This is a genomic window from Frigoribacterium sp. PvP121, assembly GCF_017833115.1.
Classification (GTDB): Bacteria; Actinomycetota; Actinomycetes; order Actinomycetales; family Microbacteriaceae; genus Frigoribacterium; species Frigoribacterium endophyticum.
Genome location: NZ_JAFIBR010000001.1, coordinates 2988922 through 3006285, shown reverse-complemented (window position 1 = coordinate 3006285; position 17364 = coordinate 2988922). Strand labels below are relative to the sequence as shown.

At 73.9% G+C, this 17364-nt stretch carries 16 protein-coding genes and 1 tRNA gene; 13 read left to right on the top strand and 4 right to left on the bottom strand.

Translation table 11 applies throughout. The features are described 5' to 3' along the window. Nucleotides 1-12 precede the first annotated feature (12 nt). Nucleotides 13-273, top strand: coding sequence for a DUF3039 domain-containing protein (locus JOE43_RS14030; RefSeq protein ID WP_156370054.1), 261 nt, complete (start codon nucleotides 13-15; stop codon nucleotides 271-273). Between the two features lie 11 nt (nucleotides 274-284). Here the strand turns inward: JOE43_RS14030 and JOE43_RS14025 are convergent, their stop codons facing one another. Beyond that, a complete protein-coding gene (locus tag JOE43_RS14025; RefSeq protein WP_245187711.1) occupies nucleotides 285-1535 on the bottom strand; it encodes a nicotinate phosphoribosyltransferase in 1251 nt (416 codons plus the stop codon). Nucleotides 1536-1615: 80 nt separating this feature from the next. Between JOE43_RS14025 and murI the strand changes: the two genes are divergently transcribed. The 3 genes from murI to rdgB all read left to right on the top strand — a co-directional run bounded on the left by murI (nucleotide 1616) and on the right by rdgB (nucleotide 3932). Further along, the gene (murI, locus tag JOE43_RS14020) at nucleotides 1616-2470 is read left to right on the top strand and encodes a glutamate racemase (RefSeq protein ID WP_209518557.1); all 855 of its coding nucleotides are present in this window, start codon (nucleotides 1616-1618) and stop codon (nucleotides 2468-2470) included. 119 nt (nucleotides 2471-2589) lie between these two features. Then, nucleotides 2590-3339 (top strand): ribonuclease PH, encoded by a 750-nt coding sequence (gene rph / locus JOE43_RS14015; protein ID WP_209518555.1) that lies wholly within the window; start codon nucleotides 2590-2592, stop codon nucleotides 3337-3339. Further along, nucleotides 3336-3932 carry an RdgB/HAM1 family non-canonical purine NTP pyrophosphatase gene (gene rdgB / locus JOE43_RS14010; protein ID WP_209518553.1) on the top strand — a complete coding sequence of 199 codons (597 nt, stop codon included), beginning with the start codon at nucleotides 3336-3338 and terminating at the stop codon, nucleotides 3930-3932. The genes rph and rdgB overlap by 4 nt, the downstream gene beginning before the upstream one ends. A 143-nt stretch (nucleotides 3933-4075) precedes the next feature. Here rdgB and JOE43_RS14005 read toward each other — a convergent pair whose 3' ends face one another. The 3 genes from JOE43_RS14005 to JOE43_RS13995 form a co-directional block, all read right to left on the bottom strand. After that, nucleotides 4076-4801 (bottom strand): DedA family protein, encoded by a 726-nt coding sequence (locus tag JOE43_RS14005; protein WP_209518552.1) that lies wholly within the window; start codon nucleotides 4799-4801, stop codon nucleotides 4076-4078. 142 nt (nucleotides 4802-4943) lie between these two features. Then, nucleotides 4944-5028 (bottom strand) — tRNA-Leu (locus tag JOE43_RS14000). Between the two features lie 68 nt (nucleotides 5029-5096). Next, a complete protein-coding gene (locus JOE43_RS13995; RefSeq protein WP_209518550.1) occupies nucleotides 5097-6395 on the bottom strand; it encodes an MFS transporter in 1299 nt (432 codons plus the stop codon). An 86-nt stretch (nucleotides 6396-6481) separates the two neighbouring features. On the opposite strand from JOE43_RS13995, the gene mnmA reads away from it, so the two are divergent. The 9 genes from mnmA to JOE43_RS13950 all read left to right on the top strand — a co-directional run bounded on the left by mnmA (nucleotide 6482) and on the right by JOE43_RS13950 (nucleotide 17358). Continuing rightward, nucleotides 6482-7600 (top strand): tRNA 2-thiouridine(34) synthase MnmA, encoded by a 1119-nt coding sequence (gene mnmA, locus JOE43_RS13990; protein ID WP_209518549.1) that lies wholly within the window; start codon nucleotides 6482-6484, stop codon nucleotides 7598-7600. Between the two features lie 9 nt (nucleotides 7601-7609). After that, a complete protein-coding gene (gene ligA / locus JOE43_RS13985; protein WP_374073120.1) occupies nucleotides 7610-9937 on the top strand; it encodes an NAD-dependent DNA ligase LigA in 2328 nt (775 codons plus the stop codon). Between the two features lie 105 nt (nucleotides 9938-10042). Further along, nucleotides 10043-11533 carry an alpha/beta hydrolase gene (locus JOE43_RS13980; RefSeq protein WP_209518546.1) on the top strand — a complete coding sequence of 497 codons (1491 nt, stop codon included), beginning with the start codon at nucleotides 10043-10045 and terminating at the stop codon, nucleotides 11531-11533. 61 nt (nucleotides 11534-11594) lie between these two features. Then, nucleotides 11595-11894 carry an Asp-tRNA(Asn)/Glu-tRNA(Gln) amidotransferase subunit GatC gene (gene gatC / locus JOE43_RS13975; RefSeq protein ID WP_056056516.1) on the top strand — a complete coding sequence of 100 codons (300 nt, stop codon included), beginning with the start codon at nucleotides 11595-11597 and terminating at the stop codon, nucleotides 11892-11894. A 2-nt stretch (nucleotides 11895-11896) separates the two neighbouring features. After that, nucleotides 11897-13447, top strand: a complete 1551-nt coding sequence (gene gatA / locus JOE43_RS13970; RefSeq protein WP_209518545.1) for an Asp-tRNA(Asn)/Glu-tRNA(Gln) amidotransferase subunit GatA — start codon at nucleotides 11897-11899, stop codon at nucleotides 13445-13447. Further along, entirely contained in the window at nucleotides 13447-14946 is a 1500-nt protein-coding gene (gatB, locus tag JOE43_RS13965) for an Asp-tRNA(Asn)/Glu-tRNA(Gln) amidotransferase subunit GatB (RefSeq protein ID WP_209518543.1), read from the top strand. Before gatA ends, gatB begins: the two co-directional genes overlap by 1 nt. A 37-nt stretch (nucleotides 14947-14983) precedes the next feature. Next, on the top strand, nucleotides 14984-15826 hold the full coding sequence (locus tag JOE43_RS13960) for a hypothetical protein (RefSeq protein WP_209518541.1): 843 nt from the start codon (nucleotides 14984-14986) through the stop codon (nucleotides 15824-15826). Beyond that, entirely contained in the window at nucleotides 15819-16661 is an 843-nt protein-coding gene (locus tag JOE43_RS13955) for a DUF3097 domain-containing protein (RefSeq protein ID WP_209518539.1), read from the top strand. Before JOE43_RS13960 ends, JOE43_RS13955 begins: the two co-directional genes overlap by 8 nt. A gap of 55 nt (nucleotides 16662-16716) precedes the next feature. Continuing rightward, nucleotides 16717-17358 carry a spermidine/putrescine ABC transporter substrate-binding protein gene (locus JOE43_RS13950; protein WP_209518537.1) on the top strand — a complete coding sequence of 214 codons (642 nt, stop codon included), beginning with the start codon at nucleotides 16717-16719 and terminating at the stop codon, nucleotides 17356-17358. Nucleotides 17359-17364: the final 6 nt, after the last annotated feature.

Here is a 17364-nt window from a genome sequence, read left to right as displayed (position 1 = left end):
ACGATGGTGGCCATGAGCAACACGGAAACCGGCGGTGGCCTCGACGTCCTCGATCGCGAGCTCGAGAAGCTCCTCAACGAGGAGGCGATCGACCCAGGCGACCACGAGCGCTTCTCGCACTACGTGAAGAAGGACAAGATCATGGAGTCGGCGCTGAGCGGCAAGCCCGTCAAGGCGCTCTGCGGCAAGAAGTGGACCCCGGGGCGCGACCCCGAGAAGTTCCCCGTCTGCCCGACCTGCAAGGAGATCTACGAGAAGATGAAGGGCGAGTAGCCCTCACCGCATCACTCGTAGACGGTCGGCAGGACGGGCTCGCCGCGACCCAGCCGGAAGGCGCCCGCGGGCAGCTCCGCGACCGCCGCCTCCCGGTGCTCCCTCGCCCGTCGGGTGCCCGCCTCGCCCAGCCACCGGTCGTCGACCACCCCGTCGACCACGAGGTCGACCAGGAGCGCGCGCTCGCCCTCACGGGGCCGGGCGTCGTCGACACGGACGACCTCCTGCTGCGCGACTCCCGACGTCAGGGTGCGCACCGGCGACTTGCGGCCGCCGACCGTGGCCTTGTCGGCCGACTTCTTGGCGACCGACACCCACCGGCCGTCGTCGTCCTGTCGGGCGACGAGCTTGAAGACCATCCCGGCCGCGGGGTGGCCCGAGCCCGAGACGACCGACGTGCCGACGCCGTAGCTGTCGACCGGGGCGGCGCGGAGGGCGGCGATCGTGTACTCGTCGAGGTCGTTCGTGACCGTGATGCGGGTGCCGGTGGCACCGAGGTCGTCGAGCTGGCGGCGCACCTGGGCCACCAGCGAGGGCAGGTCGCCGCTGTCGATGCGGACGGCCCCGAGGCCGGTGCCGGCCACCTCGACCGCGGTGCGGACGGCGGCCTCGATGTCGTAGGTGTCGACGAGCAGGGTGGTGCCCGGGCCGAGGGTCGCGACCTGCGCCCGGAAGGCGTCCTCCTCGGAGTCGTGCAGCAGCGTGAAGGCGTGGGCGGCCGTGCCCATCGTCGGGACGCCCCAGGTCCGGCCGGCCTCCAGGTTGCTCGTCGCGCCGAAGCCCGCGATGTACGCCGCGCGCGCGGCGGCGACGGCGCTCCGCTCGCCGGTGCGGCGCGAGCCCATCTCGGCGAGGGGCCTGCCGTCGGCGGCGGAGACCATGCGGGCCGCCGCGCTGGCCACGGCCGAGTCGTAGTTGAAGACGCTGAGGGCCAGGGTCTCGAGCAGCACGCCCTCGGCGAAGGTCGACTCGACCACGAGCAGGGGCGAGCCGGGGAGGTAGACCTCGCCCTCGGCGTAGCCGCGGATCGTGCCCGAGAACCGGTAGTCGGCGAGCCAGTCGAGCGTCGGGCCGTCGACGATGCGGCCCTCGCGCAGCCACTCGAGCTCGGCGTCGCCGAAGCGGAACCGCGCGAGCTCGGCGAGGAAGCGCCCCGTGCCGGCCACGACGCCGTAGCGCCGCCCCTCCGGCAGCCGTCGCGCGAAGAGCTCGAAGACGCTCTCGCGGTGGGCGGTGCCGGCCCGCAGGGCCGCCTCCACCATGGTGATCTCGTACCGGTCGGTCAGCAGTGCACTGGTCACACGGCCCAGCCTACGGGCGGAGGGCCCGGTAGGCTCGACGCGTGACGGACGCACCCCTCGGAGTCTTCGACAGCGGAGTCGGCGGGCTGACCGTGTCGCGGGCCATCATCGACCAGCTGCCCCGCGAGTCGGTCCTCTACGTCGGCGACACGGTGCACTCGCCCTACGGGCCCAAGCCGATCGCCGACGTGCGCCGATACGCGCTCGCCGTGATGGACGACCTCGTGGCCCAGGGCGTCAAGCTGCTCGTGATCGCCTGCAACACCGCCTCCGCCGCCGTGCTCCGCGACGCCCGCGAGCGCTACACGATCGGCAGCGGGATCCCGGTCGTCGAGGTCATCCAGCCGGCCGTCCGCTCCGCCGTGCAGCAGACCCGCACGAAGCGGATCGGCGTCATCGGCACCGAGGGCACGGTCAACAGCCGGGCCTACGAGGACGCCTTCGCGGCCGCCGCCGACCTGCAGCTCTTCACGCGGGCCTGCCCGCGCTTCGTCGAGTTCGTGGAGGCGGGCGACACCTCGAGCGCCGAGCTCCGGGCCGTGGCCGAGGAGTACCTGGGGCCCCTCCGCGCCGAGCGGGTCGACACCCTCGTGCTCGGCTGCACGCACTACCCGCTGATGTCGGCGGCGATCCAGTACGTGATGGGGCCGGAGGTGCGGCTCGTCTCGAGCGCGGACGAGACGGCCGCCGACGTGTACCGGACGCTCGTCGACCACGACCTCGAGGCCACCGGCTCCGCCCCGCCGCGGTACGAGTTCGACGCGACCGGCCCCGACAAGTCGTCGTTCCTGCGGCTGGCCAAGCGCTTCCTCGGGCCCGAGATCTCGAGGGTGGGCCACCTCGAGACCGGGGCCATCGAGCTGCCCGGCGCCGCCCGCGCCCGCCGCGCCTCCTGACCTCCGCACCGACCACGGCAGCACCGACCACGGGCGCACCGACCACCGCAGCATCGACCTCCGCAGCATCGACCTCCGCAGCACCGACCTCCGCAGCACCGACCCGACAGGGGACCCCCATGAGCGACACCACCACCACCGAGACCGTCCGCGTCGACGGTCGACGCCTCGACCAGCTCCGCCCCGTCACCATCGAGAAGGGCTGGAGCGCCCAGGCCGAGGGCAGCGCCCTCGTGTCGTTCGGCGGCACCAAGGTGCTCTGCACCGCCTCGTTCACGAACGGCGTGCCGCGCTGGCTGGCCGGCAAGGGCAAGGGCTGGGTCACGGCCGAGTACTCGATGCTGCCCCGGGCGACGAACTCGCGAAACGACCGCGAGAGCGTGAAGGGCAAGATCGGCGGCCGCACGCACGAGATCTCGCGCCTGATCGGCCGCAGCCTCCGGGCCGTCGTCGACACGAAGGCCCTCGGCGAGAACACGATCGTGCTCGACTGCGACGTGCTGCAGGCCGACGGCGGCACCCGGACCGCCGCGATCACCGGGGCCTACGTCGCCCTCGCGCAGGCGATCGAGTGGGGCCGCGAGAAGAAGTTCATCGCCCAGAAGGCGACGCCGCTCACCGACAGCGTCGCCGCCGTCTCCGTCGGCATCGTCGACGGCCGCCCGATGCTCGACCTCGCCTACGTCGAGGACGTCCGCGCCGAGACCGACATGAACGTCGTCGTCACCGGCTCGGGGCTCTTCGTCGAGGTGCAGGGCACCGCCGAGGGCGCGCCCTTCGACCGCAGCGAGCTCGGCCTGCTGCTCGACCTGGCCGTCGCGGGCGGGGCCGACCTCACGGCGATCCAGCGTCAGGTGCTGAGCGCGTGACCCGGGTCGTCATCGCCACGCACAACCAGGGCAAGCTCGCCGAGCTCCGGCGCATCCTCGCCGAGACGGCGCCGGGCGTCGAGCTCGTGGCGTACGACGGCCCCGAGCCCGTCGAGGACGGCGACACGTTCGCCGCCAACGCGCTCATCAAGGCGCGGGCGGCCGCGGCCCACACCGGCCTCCCGTCGCTCGCCGACGACAGCGGCATCTCGGTCGACGCCCTCGGCGGCGCTCCGGGCATCCACTCCGCGCGGTACGCCGGCACGCGGGACGACGACGACAACATCGACCTCTTGCTGGCGAACCTCGTGGGGGCGTCCGACCGCTCGGCGCACTTCTCGTGCGCCGCGGCCCTGGTGGTGCCCGGCCCCGACGGCACGACGGAGCTCGAGCACGTCGAGTACGGCGAGTGGCCGGGGGCCGTGCTGGAGGCGCGGGTCGGCACGGGCGGGCACGGGTACGACCCGGTGTTCCGCCCCGAGGGCGAGGCCCGCAGCTCGGCCGAGCTCACCCCGGACGAGAAGAACGCCGTCAGCCACCGCTCGCGCGCGTTCCGCGCGATCGCCCCGCACGTGGCGGCCCTCGCCGACTGACCTGGCTGCCCGAGCCGCCGCCACGGCCGACCGCCACGGCCGACCGCCACGGCAGGCCGGCTCGGCACCACGTTCTCGCACACGAACCACGCCGCGGCGTGGTTCGTGTGCGAAGACGTGGTGCCGAGCGGCGCGGCTCGGGCTCAGACCTGGGTCGGTGCCGTCTCGACGGCCGAGGCGTCGCCGGCCGCGCCGTCGCCCGAGGTGCCGTCGGCCTCGTGCTTCTTCGCCTGGTGGACGCCGTGGAGGTAGTGGATCGCGATGGGGATGACCGTCGCGAGCACCGCGCCCAGCAGGATGAGGTCGATGTACCGGCTGACGAAGTCGGCCACCGGCGGGATGTGGCCGATGCCGAAGCCGGCGAGGGTCACGCCGAGGCCCCAGACCACCGCACCGATCGCGTTGAACAGCGAGTAGCGCCGGTAGCTCATGTGGGCCACGCCCGCCATGATCGGGGCGAAGGTGCGCACGACCGGCACGAACCGGGCGATGATGACGGCCATCGGCCCGAACCGCTCGAAGAAGGCGTTGGTGCGCTTGACGTTCGCCACGCTGAAGAGCCCGCTCTCCTTGCGCTCGAAGATGCGGGGCCCCACCTTGTGGCCGATCAGGTAGCCGAGCTCGCCGCCTGCGAACGCGGCGATCGCGATGAAGATCGCGATCAGCCAGATGGGCAGACCGAGGGCGCCGGGGTTGGTCGCGGCGAGGATGCCCGTGATGATCAGCAGGGTGTCGCCGGGGAAGAGGAAGCCGACGAGCAGCCCGGTCTCGGCGAAGACCAGCAGGCAGACGCCCACCACGGCCCAGGGGCCGAAGGCCGACAGGAGGTACTCGGGGTCGAGCCACGAGATGGTCGCCAGGGGCAGCATCGGTCTCTCTTCGGGTGCGGTCGGCCCTCGGGCCGACCGGGTGCGGCCGGCGAGGGCCGCCGACCGGTGATGGGGACAATGTAGTGGGCCCACGGGGCCCCGCGGCTCGGAGGTGGCCGAGAGCGGCGCTGCCCGGGGCGCCTGGTGCGGGAGAAGGGACTTGAACCCTCACGCTCGAAAGCACAGGAACCTAAATCCTGCGTGTCTGCCAGTTTCACCACTCCCGCCGGAGCGGGCAGAGTCTACCGGCTGGCCGTGGGGGAGTCGCGGGTCGGCCCGGGCAGGAGGCCTGCCCTCAGCGGCGGTCGCGCGGCACGTGCGGCGAGTACCGCGGCACGTAGCGCAGCAGGATCGCGGCCCCCGCGAGGCCCAGCAGGCCCATGACCCCGCTGGCCACGGAGATCGACACGAGCGCGGTCAGCCCCGAGATGAGCAGCGGCGCCGCCGCGCTGCCCGCGTCGCCGGTGAAGCGCCAGGCGCCGAGGAAGGGAGCGGGGTCGGCCCGGTCGGCGAGGTCCGCGCCGAGCGTCATGAGGATCCCGCTGCCGATGCCGTTCGCCAGCGACATGAACATCGCCACGGCGATGAACCAGCCCACCCGCGCGTCGAGGTCGTGGGTCAGCGACAGCGCCAGGTACGAGACGCTGAGCCCGACCATCGAGGGCACCGCGCTCCAGAGTCGTCCCCAGCGGTCCATGATCTGGCCGCTCGTGTAGAAGAGCGCGAAGTCGACGGCGCCGGCGATGCCGATCACGAGCGCGGTCTGCGGGGCGTCGACGCCGATGCTGACGGCCCACAGCGGCAGGATCACCTGGCGACCCGCGCGCATGGCGCCGATCAGGGCTGCCCCGCTGCCGAGACGGAGGAGGACGCCACGGTGGCGGGCCAGCGTCGCGAACAGGCCCCGCGCCTCCTTCTCGACCGCGACCTCGCCGGGCGTCGAGCCCGCCGTCGCACCGGCGGCGGGGTCGACCGGCGACCCGGCGGCGGCCGCGGCGGCCCGGCGCTCGCCGAGGGCGGCCGTGGGGTCGCGCAGCACGAGCAGGACGGCCGCGGCGCCGAGGCAGCCCCCGACGTGGATCCAGAACGCCGACTGGGTCGAGCCGGTGAGGTGGATGACCCCGGCGGCCAGGAAGGGGCCGACGAAGAAGCCGAACCGGAAGACGCCGCCGAGGCTCGACAGGGCCCGCGCGCGGATCTCGACCGGCACGAAGCTCGTCATGAACGCGTGCCGGGCCAGCGCGAACACCGCCGTCGAGAGGCCGATGAGCAGGACGCCGAGGGCCAGCACCCACTCGTTCGGGGCCGCGACGCAGGTCAGCAGCCCGACCGTGCTCACGAGCGCCGCCGAGATCATGGCGGTGCGCTCGCCGATGCGGGAGACCAGCCAGCCGCTCGGGACGTCGCCGATCAGCTCGCCGACGAGGATGAGGGCCGCGACGAAGGCGGCGAACGGGAGGCTCGCCCCCAGGTCGCTGGCGACGACCGGGATGATCGGGATGATGGCGCCCTCGCCGATCGCGAAGAGGGCGGCCGGCAGGAACGCCGCGAGGGCGACCGACCGGAGGGAGGCGGCGGGGGAGGGGGACGACATGACGCCCGCCACACTATGCCCGGCCCCGCGGCCGGGCTCGTCGGCGCCGCAGGCGCGACGTCGGGGGCGCTGCCTACACTGGAGGGATGAAGGTACTGGCAGCGATGAGCGGCGGCGTCGACTCGGCGGTGGCGGCGGCACGGGCCGTCGAGGCGGGGCACGACGTCGTGGGGGTGCACCTGGCGCTGAGCCGGATGCCGGGCACGCTCCGCACGGGCAGCCGGGGCTGCTGCACCATCGAGGACAGCATGGACGCGCAGCGCGCGGCCGACCTGATCGGCATCCCGTACTACGTGTGGGACTTCTCCGAGCGGTTCAAGCTCGACGTGGTCGACGACTTCGTCGCCGAGTACTCCGCCGGCCGCACGCCGAACCCGTGCATGCGCTGCAACGAGCGGATCAAGTTCGCGGCGCTGCTCGAGAAGGCCCTCGCGCTCGGCTTCGACGCGGTCTGCACCGGCCACTACGCGACCATCGTCACCGACGACCAGGGCCAGCGCGAGCTGCACCGCGCCTCCGCCTGGGCGAAGGACCAGTCGTACGTGCTCGGGGTGCTCACCGCCGAGCAGCTGGCCCACTCGATGTTCCCGCTCGGCGCGACGCCGTCGAAGGCCGAGGTGCGGGCCGAGGCCGCCGCCCGCGGCTTCAGCGTCGCGACCAAGCCCGACAGCCACGACATCTGCTTCATCCCCGACGGCGACACCCGCGGCTGGCTGGCCGAGCGGGTGGGCGCCGAGACGGGCGACATCCTCGACCGGAGCGGGGCCCGCATCGGCACGCACGAGGGCGCGCACGCCTTCACGGTCGGTCAGCGCAAGGGGCTCGCCATCGGGTTCCCCGCCGACGACGGCAAGCCGCGCTTCGTGCTCGAGGTGCGCCCGGTCGACAACACCGTCGTCGTGGGCCCGAAGGAGGCGCTCGAGATCGCCGAGATCGCCGGCGGGTCGTACACGTGGGCCGGTGCCGCCCCGCCCGACCCCACCGTGCCGTTCGCCTGCGACGTCCAGATCAGGGCCCACTCCGACCCCGAGCCCGCGACGGCGCGCGTGACGGAGGTCGAGGGTAAGAAGGAGCTCGTGATCACTCCCCACGAGCCCCTCAGCGGCGTCGCCCCCGGGCAGACCGCCGTCGTCTACGTCGGCACCCGGGTGCTCGGCCAGTGCACGATCGACCGCACGGTCAGCGCCGTGCCGGTCTCGGCCTAGGGGCACGAGGTGGCCGACATCGACGCCGCCGCCGACGCCGAGGTGCCCGACGACCTCGCGACCGCCCGCGACGAGGTCGAGGCGCTGACCTCGCGCGTGCTCGAGCTGCGCGACCAGTACTACGAGGGCAACGCCTCGACGGTGAGCGACGCCGACTACGACGCCCTCGTGCGCCGCCTCGACGCCCTCGAGCGCGCCCACCCCGAGCTGCAGAAGCCCGACAGCCCGACCCAGACCGTGGGCGGCCGGGCCGAGACGACGCAGTTCGCGCCGGTCGAGCACGCCGAGCGCATGCTCAGCCTCGACAACGTCTTCAGCGACGACGAGCTCGCCGAGTGGGCGGGCAAGGTCGAGCGCGACGCCGGCGCCGAGCGCGTGCGCTTCCTCTGCGAGCTCAAGATCGACGGGCTCGCGATCAACCTGCGGTACGAGCACGGCGTGCTCGTCACGGCCGCCACCCGCGGCGACGGCGTCGTCGGGGAGGACGTCACGGCGAACGTGCTCACGATGGGCACGATCCCCGAGCGGCTGAGCGGCACCGGGCACCCGGCGATCGTCGAGGTGCGGGGCGAGATCTTCTTCCCCGTGGCCGAGTTCGACCAGCTGAACGCGCGGCAGCGCGAGGCGGGCGAGCGCGTCTTCGCGAACCCGCGCAACGCCGCGGCCGGCTCGCTCCGACAGAAGATCGAGGGCAAGAGCCCGGCCAAGCGCGAGCTGATGGACGCGCGGCTGCGCAGCCTGCGCATGCTCGTGCACGGCATCGGCGCCTGGCCCGTCCGCGAGCTCGAGCGCGACACCGAGGTCCGCGCGCAGAGCGAGGTCTACGAGCTGCTCGCGTCGTGGGGCCTGCCGACCTCGACGCACTACCGCGTGTACGACACCGTGCCCGAGGTGGCCCGGTTCATCCACGACTACGGGGTCAGGAGGTCGTCGGTCGAGCACCAGATCGACGGCATCGTCGTCAAGGTCGACGACCTCGCGCTCCACGACGAGCTCGGGGCGACGAGCCGCGCGCCCCGGTGGGCCACGGCGTTCAAGTACCCGCCGGAGGAGGTCAACACCGAGCTGCTCGACATCGTCGTGAGCGTCGGCCGCACCGGCCGCGCCACGCCGTTCGCCGTGATGCGGAAGGTCGAGGTGGCCGGCAGCGAGGTCCGCCAGGCGACGCTCCACAACCAGCACGTCGTCCGCGCCAAGGGCGTGCTGATCGGCGACACCGTCGTGCTCCGCAAGGCCGGCGACGTGATCCCCGAGGTGCTCGGCCCGGTTGTCGAGCTCCGCGACGGCAGCGAGCGCGAGTTCGTCATGCCCGTCGACTGCCCCGAGTGCGGCACCCCGCTGGCCCCGGCGAAGGAGGGCGACGTCGACCTGCGCTGCCCGAACGCGGAGAGCTGCCCGGCGCAGGTGCGCGGGCGCGTCGAGCACATCGCCTCCCGCGGCTCGCTCGACGTCGAGGGCCTCGGCGAGGTCGCGGCGGCCGCGCTGACCCAGCCCGTCGAGCCCGCCGAGCCGCCGCTCCGCACCGAGGCGGGGCTCTTCGACCTGACGATGGCCGACGTCTTCCCCGTCAAGGTCGTCGTCCGCGACTCCGAGACCGGCATGGAGAAGCTCGGCGACGACGGCGCGCCCAAGCTCGTGACGCCCTTCCGTCGACGCCGCGGCAAGGCCGACGGCCCGTTCGACCCCGAGGCGGCCGAGTTCGCCGGCGACGAGACCAGCGTGCCGTCGAAGACGGCGATCGAGATGCTCGCCAACCTCCACGCGGCCAAGACCAGCCCGCTCTGGCGGATCCTCGTCGGGCTGAGCATCCGCCACGTCGGCCCCGTGGCCGCACGCGCGCTCGCGAACCACTTCGGTTCGCTCGACGCGATGCGCTCCGCCAGCCGTGACGAGCTCGCCGCGGTCGACGGCGTCGGCGGCATCATCGCCGACGCCCTGCTCGCGTGGTTCGAGGTCGACTGGCACGTCGAGATCCTCGACCGCTGGGCCGCTGCGGGCGTCCAGTTCGACACCCCCGGCCACCCCGGCCCCGGCGCCGCCGTCGAGGCGGGGGGCGTGCTCGCCGGCCTGACGGTCGTCGCCACGGGCAGCCTCGAGGGGTTCAGCCGCGAGGGGGCGCAGGAGGCGATCCTGGCGGCGGGCGGCAAGGCCGGCAACAGCGTGAGCAAGAAGACCGACTTCGTGGCCGCCGGCCCGGGTGCCGGGTCCAAGCTCACGAAGGCCGAGCAGCTCGGGGTACGGATCATCGACGCAGCACAATTTCAAGTCCTCATTAAGGAGGGCCCGGCGGCTCTCGGCGACCCCAGTTCGGGGGGCGTCGACGACCCGGAGGCCTGAGATCACTGGCCCCCCGAACGGGTCCCCTCCTACGATGTGAGCACGTGTCGACCTCTGCAGTAGGGCGCAGAGGCACTGGCACCCATCGAGGGGGAAACACCCGACGTGCTGTTCCTCGCCACAGCCATCCTTTCTGCATCGATCCACTTCGCCGGAGCGGTCGATGCTCCCGTCGTGCCCGGGGTCGCGGTGACCGCGCCCGGAGAGCCGGGTGGTCCTCCGCTCGCCGAGACCGCCCCGCCGCCTCGCGCTGACGAGCCGGCGACCGTCGACACGACGCCCGGCCTCGAGCAGGTCGCGGTCTGCCGCGCACTCGCCACGGCCGAGCCGTCGTCGACGACCGGCGCGCGGCCGTCGACCGCGGCCCCCGACCTCACGGTGCCGGCCTGCCTCGCCGAGCTGGCGGGCGCCTCCTCGCCGGCCCTCTCGGCCCTCGGCGGCTCGTTCGACCCGGTGGGCGACGACGCGTCGCGCCTCTCGGCGGTGCTGACGGCCGGTGCCGACGCGCCGACCACGGCGGCGTGGTGGGCCGGCCTCGACGACTCGCGCCGCCTCGGCCTGGTCGCCGCCGTGCCCGGCGTGGTCGGGCAGCTCGAGGGCGTGCCGTACGACGTGCGCGACCAGGCCAACCGGCTCTTCCTCGGCGCCGCGACGCTGGCCCTCCACGACCGCGACGAGACCGCCGCCGAGCAGGACGGCGACGACGCCCGCTCCGCCATGCTCGGGCAGGTCCAGCTCGCGCTCGCCGACCGGAGCGCGGGCGACGAGGACCGCCAGCTCATCGCCCTCGACACAGTCATGCCCGGCCGGGCCGCCGTCTCGGTCGGCAGCCTCGACACCGCCGACGACGTCAGCGTGCTCGTGCCCGGCATGTTCTTCACGGTGCACGGGCAGATGGTCGACTGGGCCGAGACCGCGGGGCAGCTGCACGACGAGCAGCGCGCCTGGACGTACCTGCTGGCGCGCTCCGACGCGCGGCCGCTCGACAGCGTCGCCGTCGTGGCCTGGATGGGCTACCGCACCCCCGACCTCACGAACGTCTACACGCTCGACCTCGCCCGGCAGGGGGCCGGCCACCTCGAGGACGCACTCAGCGGCCTCGACGCGGCCCGCGCCTCCGACGCCCCCCGGGTGACCGTCGTGGCGCACTCGTACGGCTCGACCACCGCGACGTTGGCCCTGTCGTCGGGGCGGGTGAGCGTCGACTCGCTCGCGCTGCTCGGCTCGCCGGGCAGCGTGGTGCCGACGGCGGCGATGCTGTCGGTGGCCGACGACGACGTCTACGCCGCCGCGGGCAGCTTCGACCCGGTGGCGGGCAGCGGGTACTTCGGGGTCGACCCGGGCACGGGCGCCTTCGGCGCGGTCCTGCTGCACACCGGCGGAGGTGACGACTCCGTGACCGGCCGCGTCCTCCGCGCCGCCCTCGGCCACAACGACTACCTCCTGCCCGGCACGGAGTCGATGAGGAGCCTGGCCCTCATCGCCCTCGGCCACGGCGACATGGTCGACGGCGACGAGCGCAGCCCCGGCGAGCCGCGCCCCGACGGGCCCGAGCTCGCGCTCGTCCGCCCGCAGGACGTCTACCTGCGCGACTGAGCCCCGTAAGATCGACCGGTGCCCCGACCGGGGCCCCCACGCCACCATGTGACGGAGCAGCATGTCTGAAATCACGCGCGAGCAGGTGCAGCACCTCGCCGGTCTCGCCCGCATCGCCCTGACCCCCGACGAGATCGAGACCATGACGCGGGAGCTCGGCCACATCGTCGACAACGTCGCCAAGGTCGCCGAGGTCGCGACCGACGACGTCCCCGCCACGAGCCACCCCATCCCGCTCGAGAACGTCTTCCGCCCGGACGTCGTGGGCGAGACGCTCACCGTCGAGCAGGCCCTCTCGGGCGCCCCCGACCACGACGGCTCGCGCTTCCGCGTGACCGCGATCCTCGGAGAAGAGCAGTAGCCATGACCGACGCCTCCTCGATCGTCCGCCTCAGCGCGGCCGACCTCTCCGCGGCGCTGACCGCCGGCGACGTCTCGGCCGTCGAGGTCGCCCAGGCGCACCTCGACCGCATCGCCGCCGTCGACGGCGACGTGCACGCCTTCCTCCACGTCAGCGACGCGGCCCTCGCCACCGCCGCCGGCGTCGACCGTCGCCGCTCCGCCGGCGAGCAGCTCGGGGCCCTGGCCGGCGTGCCGATCGCCGTCAAGGACGTCCTCTGCACGCTCGACATGCCCTCGACCTCGGGCAGCAAGATCCTCGAGGGGTGGGTGCCGCCGTACGACGCGACCGTCGTCCGCAAGGTGCGCGCCGCCGACATGGTGCCCCTCGGCAAGACGAACATGGACGAGTTCGCGATGGGCTCGTCGACCGAGTTCTCGGCCTACGGACCGACCCACAACCCGTGGTCGCTCGACCGCATCCCGGGCGGCTCCGGCGGCGGCTCGGCCGCGGCCGTCGCCGCCTTCGAGGCGCCGCTCGCGCTCGGCAGCGACACCGGCGGCTCGATCCGCCAGCCGGGCGCCGTCACGGGCACCGTCGGCGTCAAGCCGACCTACGGGTCGGTCAGCCGCTACGGGGCGATCGCCCTCGCGAGCTCGCTCGACCAGGTCGGGCCCGTCAGCCGCACGGTGCTCGACTCCGCCCTGCTGCACGACGTCATCAAGGGCCACGACCCCCGCGACTCCACCTCGCTGCGCGACGAGTGGCCCTCGTTCGCCGAGGCGGCCCGGGCGGGCCTGGCCGGAGGCGCGCTGCAGGGCGTGCGCATCGGCGTCGTCCGCGAGCTGAACGGCGAGGGCTTCCAGGCCGGCGTCAAGGCGCGATTCGCCGAGGCGCTCGAGCTGCTCTCGGGCGCCGGCGCGGAGATCGTCGAGGTCTCGGCCCCGAGCTTCGAGTACGCCATCAGCGCGTACTACCTGATCCTCCCCGCCGAGGCGTCGTCCAACCTCGCGAAGTTCGACTCGGTGCGCTTCGGCCTCCGCGTCGTGCCGGAGGGCAAGGGGACGGTGGAGGACGTCATGGCGGCCACCCGCGAGGCCGGCTTCGGCCCCGAGGTCAAGCGCCGCATCATCCTCGGCACCTACGCCCTCAGCGCGGGCTACTACGACGCGTACTACGGCAGCGCGCAGAAGGTGCGCACGCTGGTGCAGCGCGACTTCGCGGCGGCCTTCGACAAGGTCGACGTGCTCGTCTCGCCCTCGGCCCCGACGACGGCGTTCCCGCTCGGCGAGAAGCTCGACGACCCGCTGTCGATGTACCTCAACGACATCACGACGATCCCGGCGAACCTCGCGGGCATCCCCGGCATCACGGTGCCGATGGGCCTCGCCGAGGAGGACGGCCTGCCCACGGGCCTGCAGTTCATGGCGCCCGCCCGCCAGGACGCCCGTCTCTACACCTACGGCGCCGCGCTCGAGCAGCTGCTCGAGCAGGGCTGGGGCCACACGCTCATCTCCCGTGCCCCCGACCTCAGCGCCACCGAACAGAACGCCGCCACCGAGGGAGTCATCTGATGGCCAAGGCAGACCTGATGGACTACGACGAGGCCCTCGAGAAGTACGAGGTCGTCCTCGGCTTCGAGGTGCACGTCGAGCTCGCGACGAAGACCAAGATGTTCTCCGACGCGCCGAACTTCTTCGGCGGCGCCCCGAACACGAACGTCACCCCGGTCGACCTGGGCCTCCCGGGCTCGCTGCCCGTCGTCAACGAGCAGGCCGTGACGTACTCGATCAGCCTCGGCCTCGCCCTCGGCTGCTCGATCGCCGAGAGCTCGCGCTTCGCCCGGAAGAACTACTTCTACCCGGACAACCCCAAGAACTACCAGGTCAGCCAGTTCGACGAGCCGATCGCGTACGAGGGCGAGGTCGAGGTCGAGCTGCCCGACGGCACCGTCTTCCACGTGCCGATCGAGCGCGCCCACATGGAGGAGGACGCCGGCAAGCTGACGCACGTCGGCGGCTCGACGGGTCGCATCCAGGGGGCCGAGTACTCGCTCGTCGACTACAACCGCGCGGGCATCCCGCTCGTCGAGATCGTCACGAAGCCGATCATCGGGGCCGGGGCCCTCGGCCCCGAGCTGGGCGCCGCCTACGTCTCGACCATCCGCGACATCGTGCGCGGCCTGGGCGTCAGCGAGGCGCGCATGGAGCGCGGCAACCTCCGCTGCGACGCCAACGTGTCGCTCCGGCCGCACGGCCAGGTGGAGCTCGGCACCCGCACCGAGACCAAGAACGTCAACTCGTTCCGCTCGGTCGAGCGCGCGGTGCGCCACGAGATCCAGCGCCAGGCCGCGATCCTCGCCGCGGGCGGCACCATCACGCAGGAGACCCGGCACTGGCACGAGGACACCGGCCGCACCTCCGCCGGCCGCCCGAAGAGCGACGCCGACGACTACCGCTACTTCCCCGAGCCGGACCTGCTGCCGGTCGTGCCGTCGCGCGAGCTGGTCGAGGAGCTGCGCCTCGCGCTGCCCGAGGCCCCCGTCGCGATGCGTCGTCGCCTCAAGGCCGACTGGGGCTTCGCCGACCTCGAGTTCCAGGACGTCGTCAACTCGGGCCTGCTCCAGGAGCTCGTCGAGACGGTCGCCGCCGGGGCCTCGCCGCAGGCGGCCCGCAAGTGGTGGACGGGCGAGATCGCCCGCCTCGCCAACGCGGCCGGGGTCGACGCGTCGACCCTCGTCTCGCCCCGCCACGTCAGCGAGCTGATCGCTCTCGTCGAGACCGGCGAGCTGACCGACCGCCTGGCGCGCCAGGTGCTCGAGGGCGTCGTCGCCGGCGAGGGCTCGCCCTCCGAGGTCGTCGAGGCCCGCGGGCTCCGCGTCGTCTCCGACGACGGCGCCCTGATCGCCGCCATCGACGAGGCCCTGGCCAGCCAGCCCGACGTGCTCGCGAAGATCCGCGACGGCAAGGTCCAGGCCGCCGGCGCCGTCATCGGCGCGGTCATGAAGGCCATGAAGGGCCAGGCGGACGCCGCTCGCGTCCGTGAGCTCGTGCTCGAGAGGGCCCAGGCCTGATCGTCCCGCCCGCTCCCCTCGTCGGCGGCCGGTCGTCGTGACCGTGCCGCCGACGATCCGCGCCGCGGCGCCGGCCGGCCTCGCGCTGGCCGTCGCCGGCGTAGCCCTGCTCGTCTCGTGGTCGGCCCTGCCCGACCGGGTCGCCCTCGTGCACGAGCCCGAGACCGGGGCGGTCGCGTTCGCCGCGAGCCGGGTCGACCTCGTGCTCGTCGTCGGCGTGCTGCTCGTCGGCACGCTCGTCGCCTACCTGGTCTGCGCGGCCTTCCTGGCGTGGACGCCCGCCCGGCACCTCCTGGTGCCGCACGCCGAGCACTGGAAGGCCCCCGGCCGCCGACCCGAGCTGCGCCGCCGGCTCGCGGTGTGGCTGGCCCGGGGCTTCGCCGTCGCGTGGTGGTCCGTCGCCGTCGAGCTCGTCGTGACGATGCTCGCCCAGCGCGGGGGAGCCCTCGCGACGTGGTGGCTGCCCGCCGCGGTCTCCGGGCTGACCGTGCTCCTGCTGCTCGGGGGCCTCGTCGTCGCCTTCACGGTCGGCTTCGCTCCCGACGCCCGCCCCGCTCCGGTCCGCCCCGGTCGGGAGGCCCGGGCGGCAGCGGCTCTGCCCGCCGGGGCGGCGGGGCCCGGGCGGCAGGCGGGCCGCGGCTCCGCGGCGGACTCGACCACCGCCTCCCCGCGCTCCTCCCGCCCCGGCGACGCTCCGGGCACGCGCGCCGCGCAGCCACGGGCCGGGGGCCCGGCCTCGTCCGCCCCGCCGCGCCCCGGCGCGGCCCCGGCCGCGGGCGCCGACCGCCCGGGCCCGCCCCGGCCCTACCAGCCCCGACCCCGGGCGCCCCGCGCGCCGGGCTCACGACCCCACCAGGGAGGTGGCTCGACCCGTGGATGACGACCGGTACGGCCGAGACGTGCTCAGCGGCGACTGGAAGCGCTCGTCGCGCCCTGCGCCGACCCCCACCGACGCGGTGCGCGACCTCGTCGTCGAGGAGGCGCGGAGCGGCTTCACGGGAGCGGTCGTGCGCGTCGAGGCGGGCACCGTCGAGCTGGAGGACTGGAAGGGGCGCGTCCGCGCCTTCCCGCTCTCCGGCTCGTTCCTCATCGACGGTGCGCCCGTGGCGCTCCGGGTGCCGAGGGCGGCGCCGCAGGGCCGGGCCCGCACGGCCTCCGGCTCGTTCGCGGTCGGCGACGCCCGGGCCCGGGTGGCCCGCCATAGCCGCATCTTCGTCGAGGGCCGACACGACGCCGAGCTCGTCGAGAAGGTCTGGGGCGCCGACCTGCGCGTCGAGGGCGTCGTCGTCGAGTACCTCGAGGGCGTCGACCACCTCGCCGAGGTGCTCGCGGAGTTCCGGCCGACCGCCGAGCGCCGCGTCGGCGTGCTCGTCGACCACCTCGTGCCCGGGTCGAAGGAGAGCCGCATCGCCGAGGCGGTCGCGAGGGGCCCGCACGGTCGCCACGTGCTCGTCGTCGGGCACCCGTTCGTCGACGTCTGGCAGGCCGTCGTGCCCGCACGGCTCGGGCTCACGCGCTGGCCCGAGGTGCCCCGCTCGGTCGAGTGGAAGCACGGCGTCTGCGAGGCCCTCGGCTGGCCGCACGACGACCAGGCCGACATCGCCGCGGCCTGGCAGCGGATCCTCGGCCGCGTGCGCGCCTTCGGCGACCTCGAGCCCGCGCTGCTCGGCCGGGTCGAGCAGCTGATCGACTTCGTCACCGTCGACCAGGGCTGACGGCTCGCCCGGGCGTGTCGGGCGTCTCCCGGGCTCGGGCCCTAGATTCGTCGTCATGGTCGATTCCCTCGAGGGGCAGGTGCGCACGGCGGTCGACGCCTGGCTGCGCTGGCTGCCCCGGTGGCGGATCGGCACCGCACGGGCGCGCACCCGGGTCTGCCGGGTCTGCTTCGGCTCGCCCGTCGCGGTCGCCGCCGGGTTCGACGGCGACGTGCCGCACGCGGTGCAGCACGCGCTGCTGAACCGGCTGCGGCACATCGTCGACGACGAGGTCGACTCGTACACGACCCGCAACCTGCCCCTGGTCACCCGCGAGCTCCGTCGGGCCGCCGAGGTCGGCGTCGACGGCTACCGACCCGACGAGGGCCTCGCCCTGGAGTTCGACGGCCTCGACGTCGACCCCGAGCCCGAGCCCGGCCAGCCGTTCCTCTTCACCCTCGAGGGCCTCGCCGCCGAGGAGGCCGCCCGGCACGCCGCCGGCTTCGACGACGAACCGGAGTTCTCGGACGAGGCGAAGGCGGCCCTCCGCCGCGAGCTCGCGCTGGCCGACGAGCACGCCCAGTCGGTCGGCACCGCCGTCTGCTTCGCGGTCGTCGGCCAGCGGGAGCGGATCGCCGACGCCGTCGACCGGCTCGTCGAGCCCCAGGTCGAGGAGCTGCTGGCCGAGCTCTCGCGCACGCTCGAGCCGCCGCGCTGAGCGCGC

Coding starts and splice junctions, on each gene's coding strand:
- JOE43_RS14030 (WP_156370054.1), top strand. CDS start 13: ATGAGCAACACGGAAACCGGCGGTGGCCTCGACGTCCTCGATCGCGAG.
- JOE43_RS14025 (WP_245187711.1), bottom strand. CDS start 1,535: ATGGTGGAGGCGGCCCTGCGGGCCGGCACCGCCCACCGCGAGAGCGTC.
- rph (WP_209518555.1), top strand. CDS start 2,590: ATGAGCGACACCACCACCACCGAGACCGTCCGCGTCGACGGTCGACGC.
- JOE43_RS14005 (WP_209518552.1), bottom strand. CDS start 4,801: ATGCTGCCCCTGGCGACCATCTCGTGGCTCGACCCCGAGTACCTCCTG.
- JOE43_RS13995 (WP_209518550.1), bottom strand. CDS start 6,395: ATGTCGTCCCCCTCCCCCGCCGCCTCCCTCCGGTCGGTCGCCCTCGCG.
- mnmA (WP_209518549.1), top strand. CDS start 6,482: ATGAAGGTACTGGCAGCGATGAGCGGCGGCGTCGACTCGGCGGTGGCG.
- gatC (WP_056056516.1), top strand. CDS start 11,595: ATGTCTGAAATCACGCGCGAGCAGGTGCAGCACCTCGCCGGTCTCGCC.
- gatA (WP_209518545.1), top strand. CDS start 11,897: ATGACCGACGCCTCCTCGATCGTCCGCCTCAGCGCGGCCGACCTCTCC.
- gatB (WP_209518543.1), top strand. CDS start 13,447: ATGGCCAAGGCAGACCTGATGGACTACGACGAGGCCCTCGAGAAGTAC.
- JOE43_RS13950 (WP_209518537.1), top strand. CDS start 16,717: ATGGTCGATTCCCTCGAGGGGCAGGTGCGCACGGCGGTCGACGCCTGG.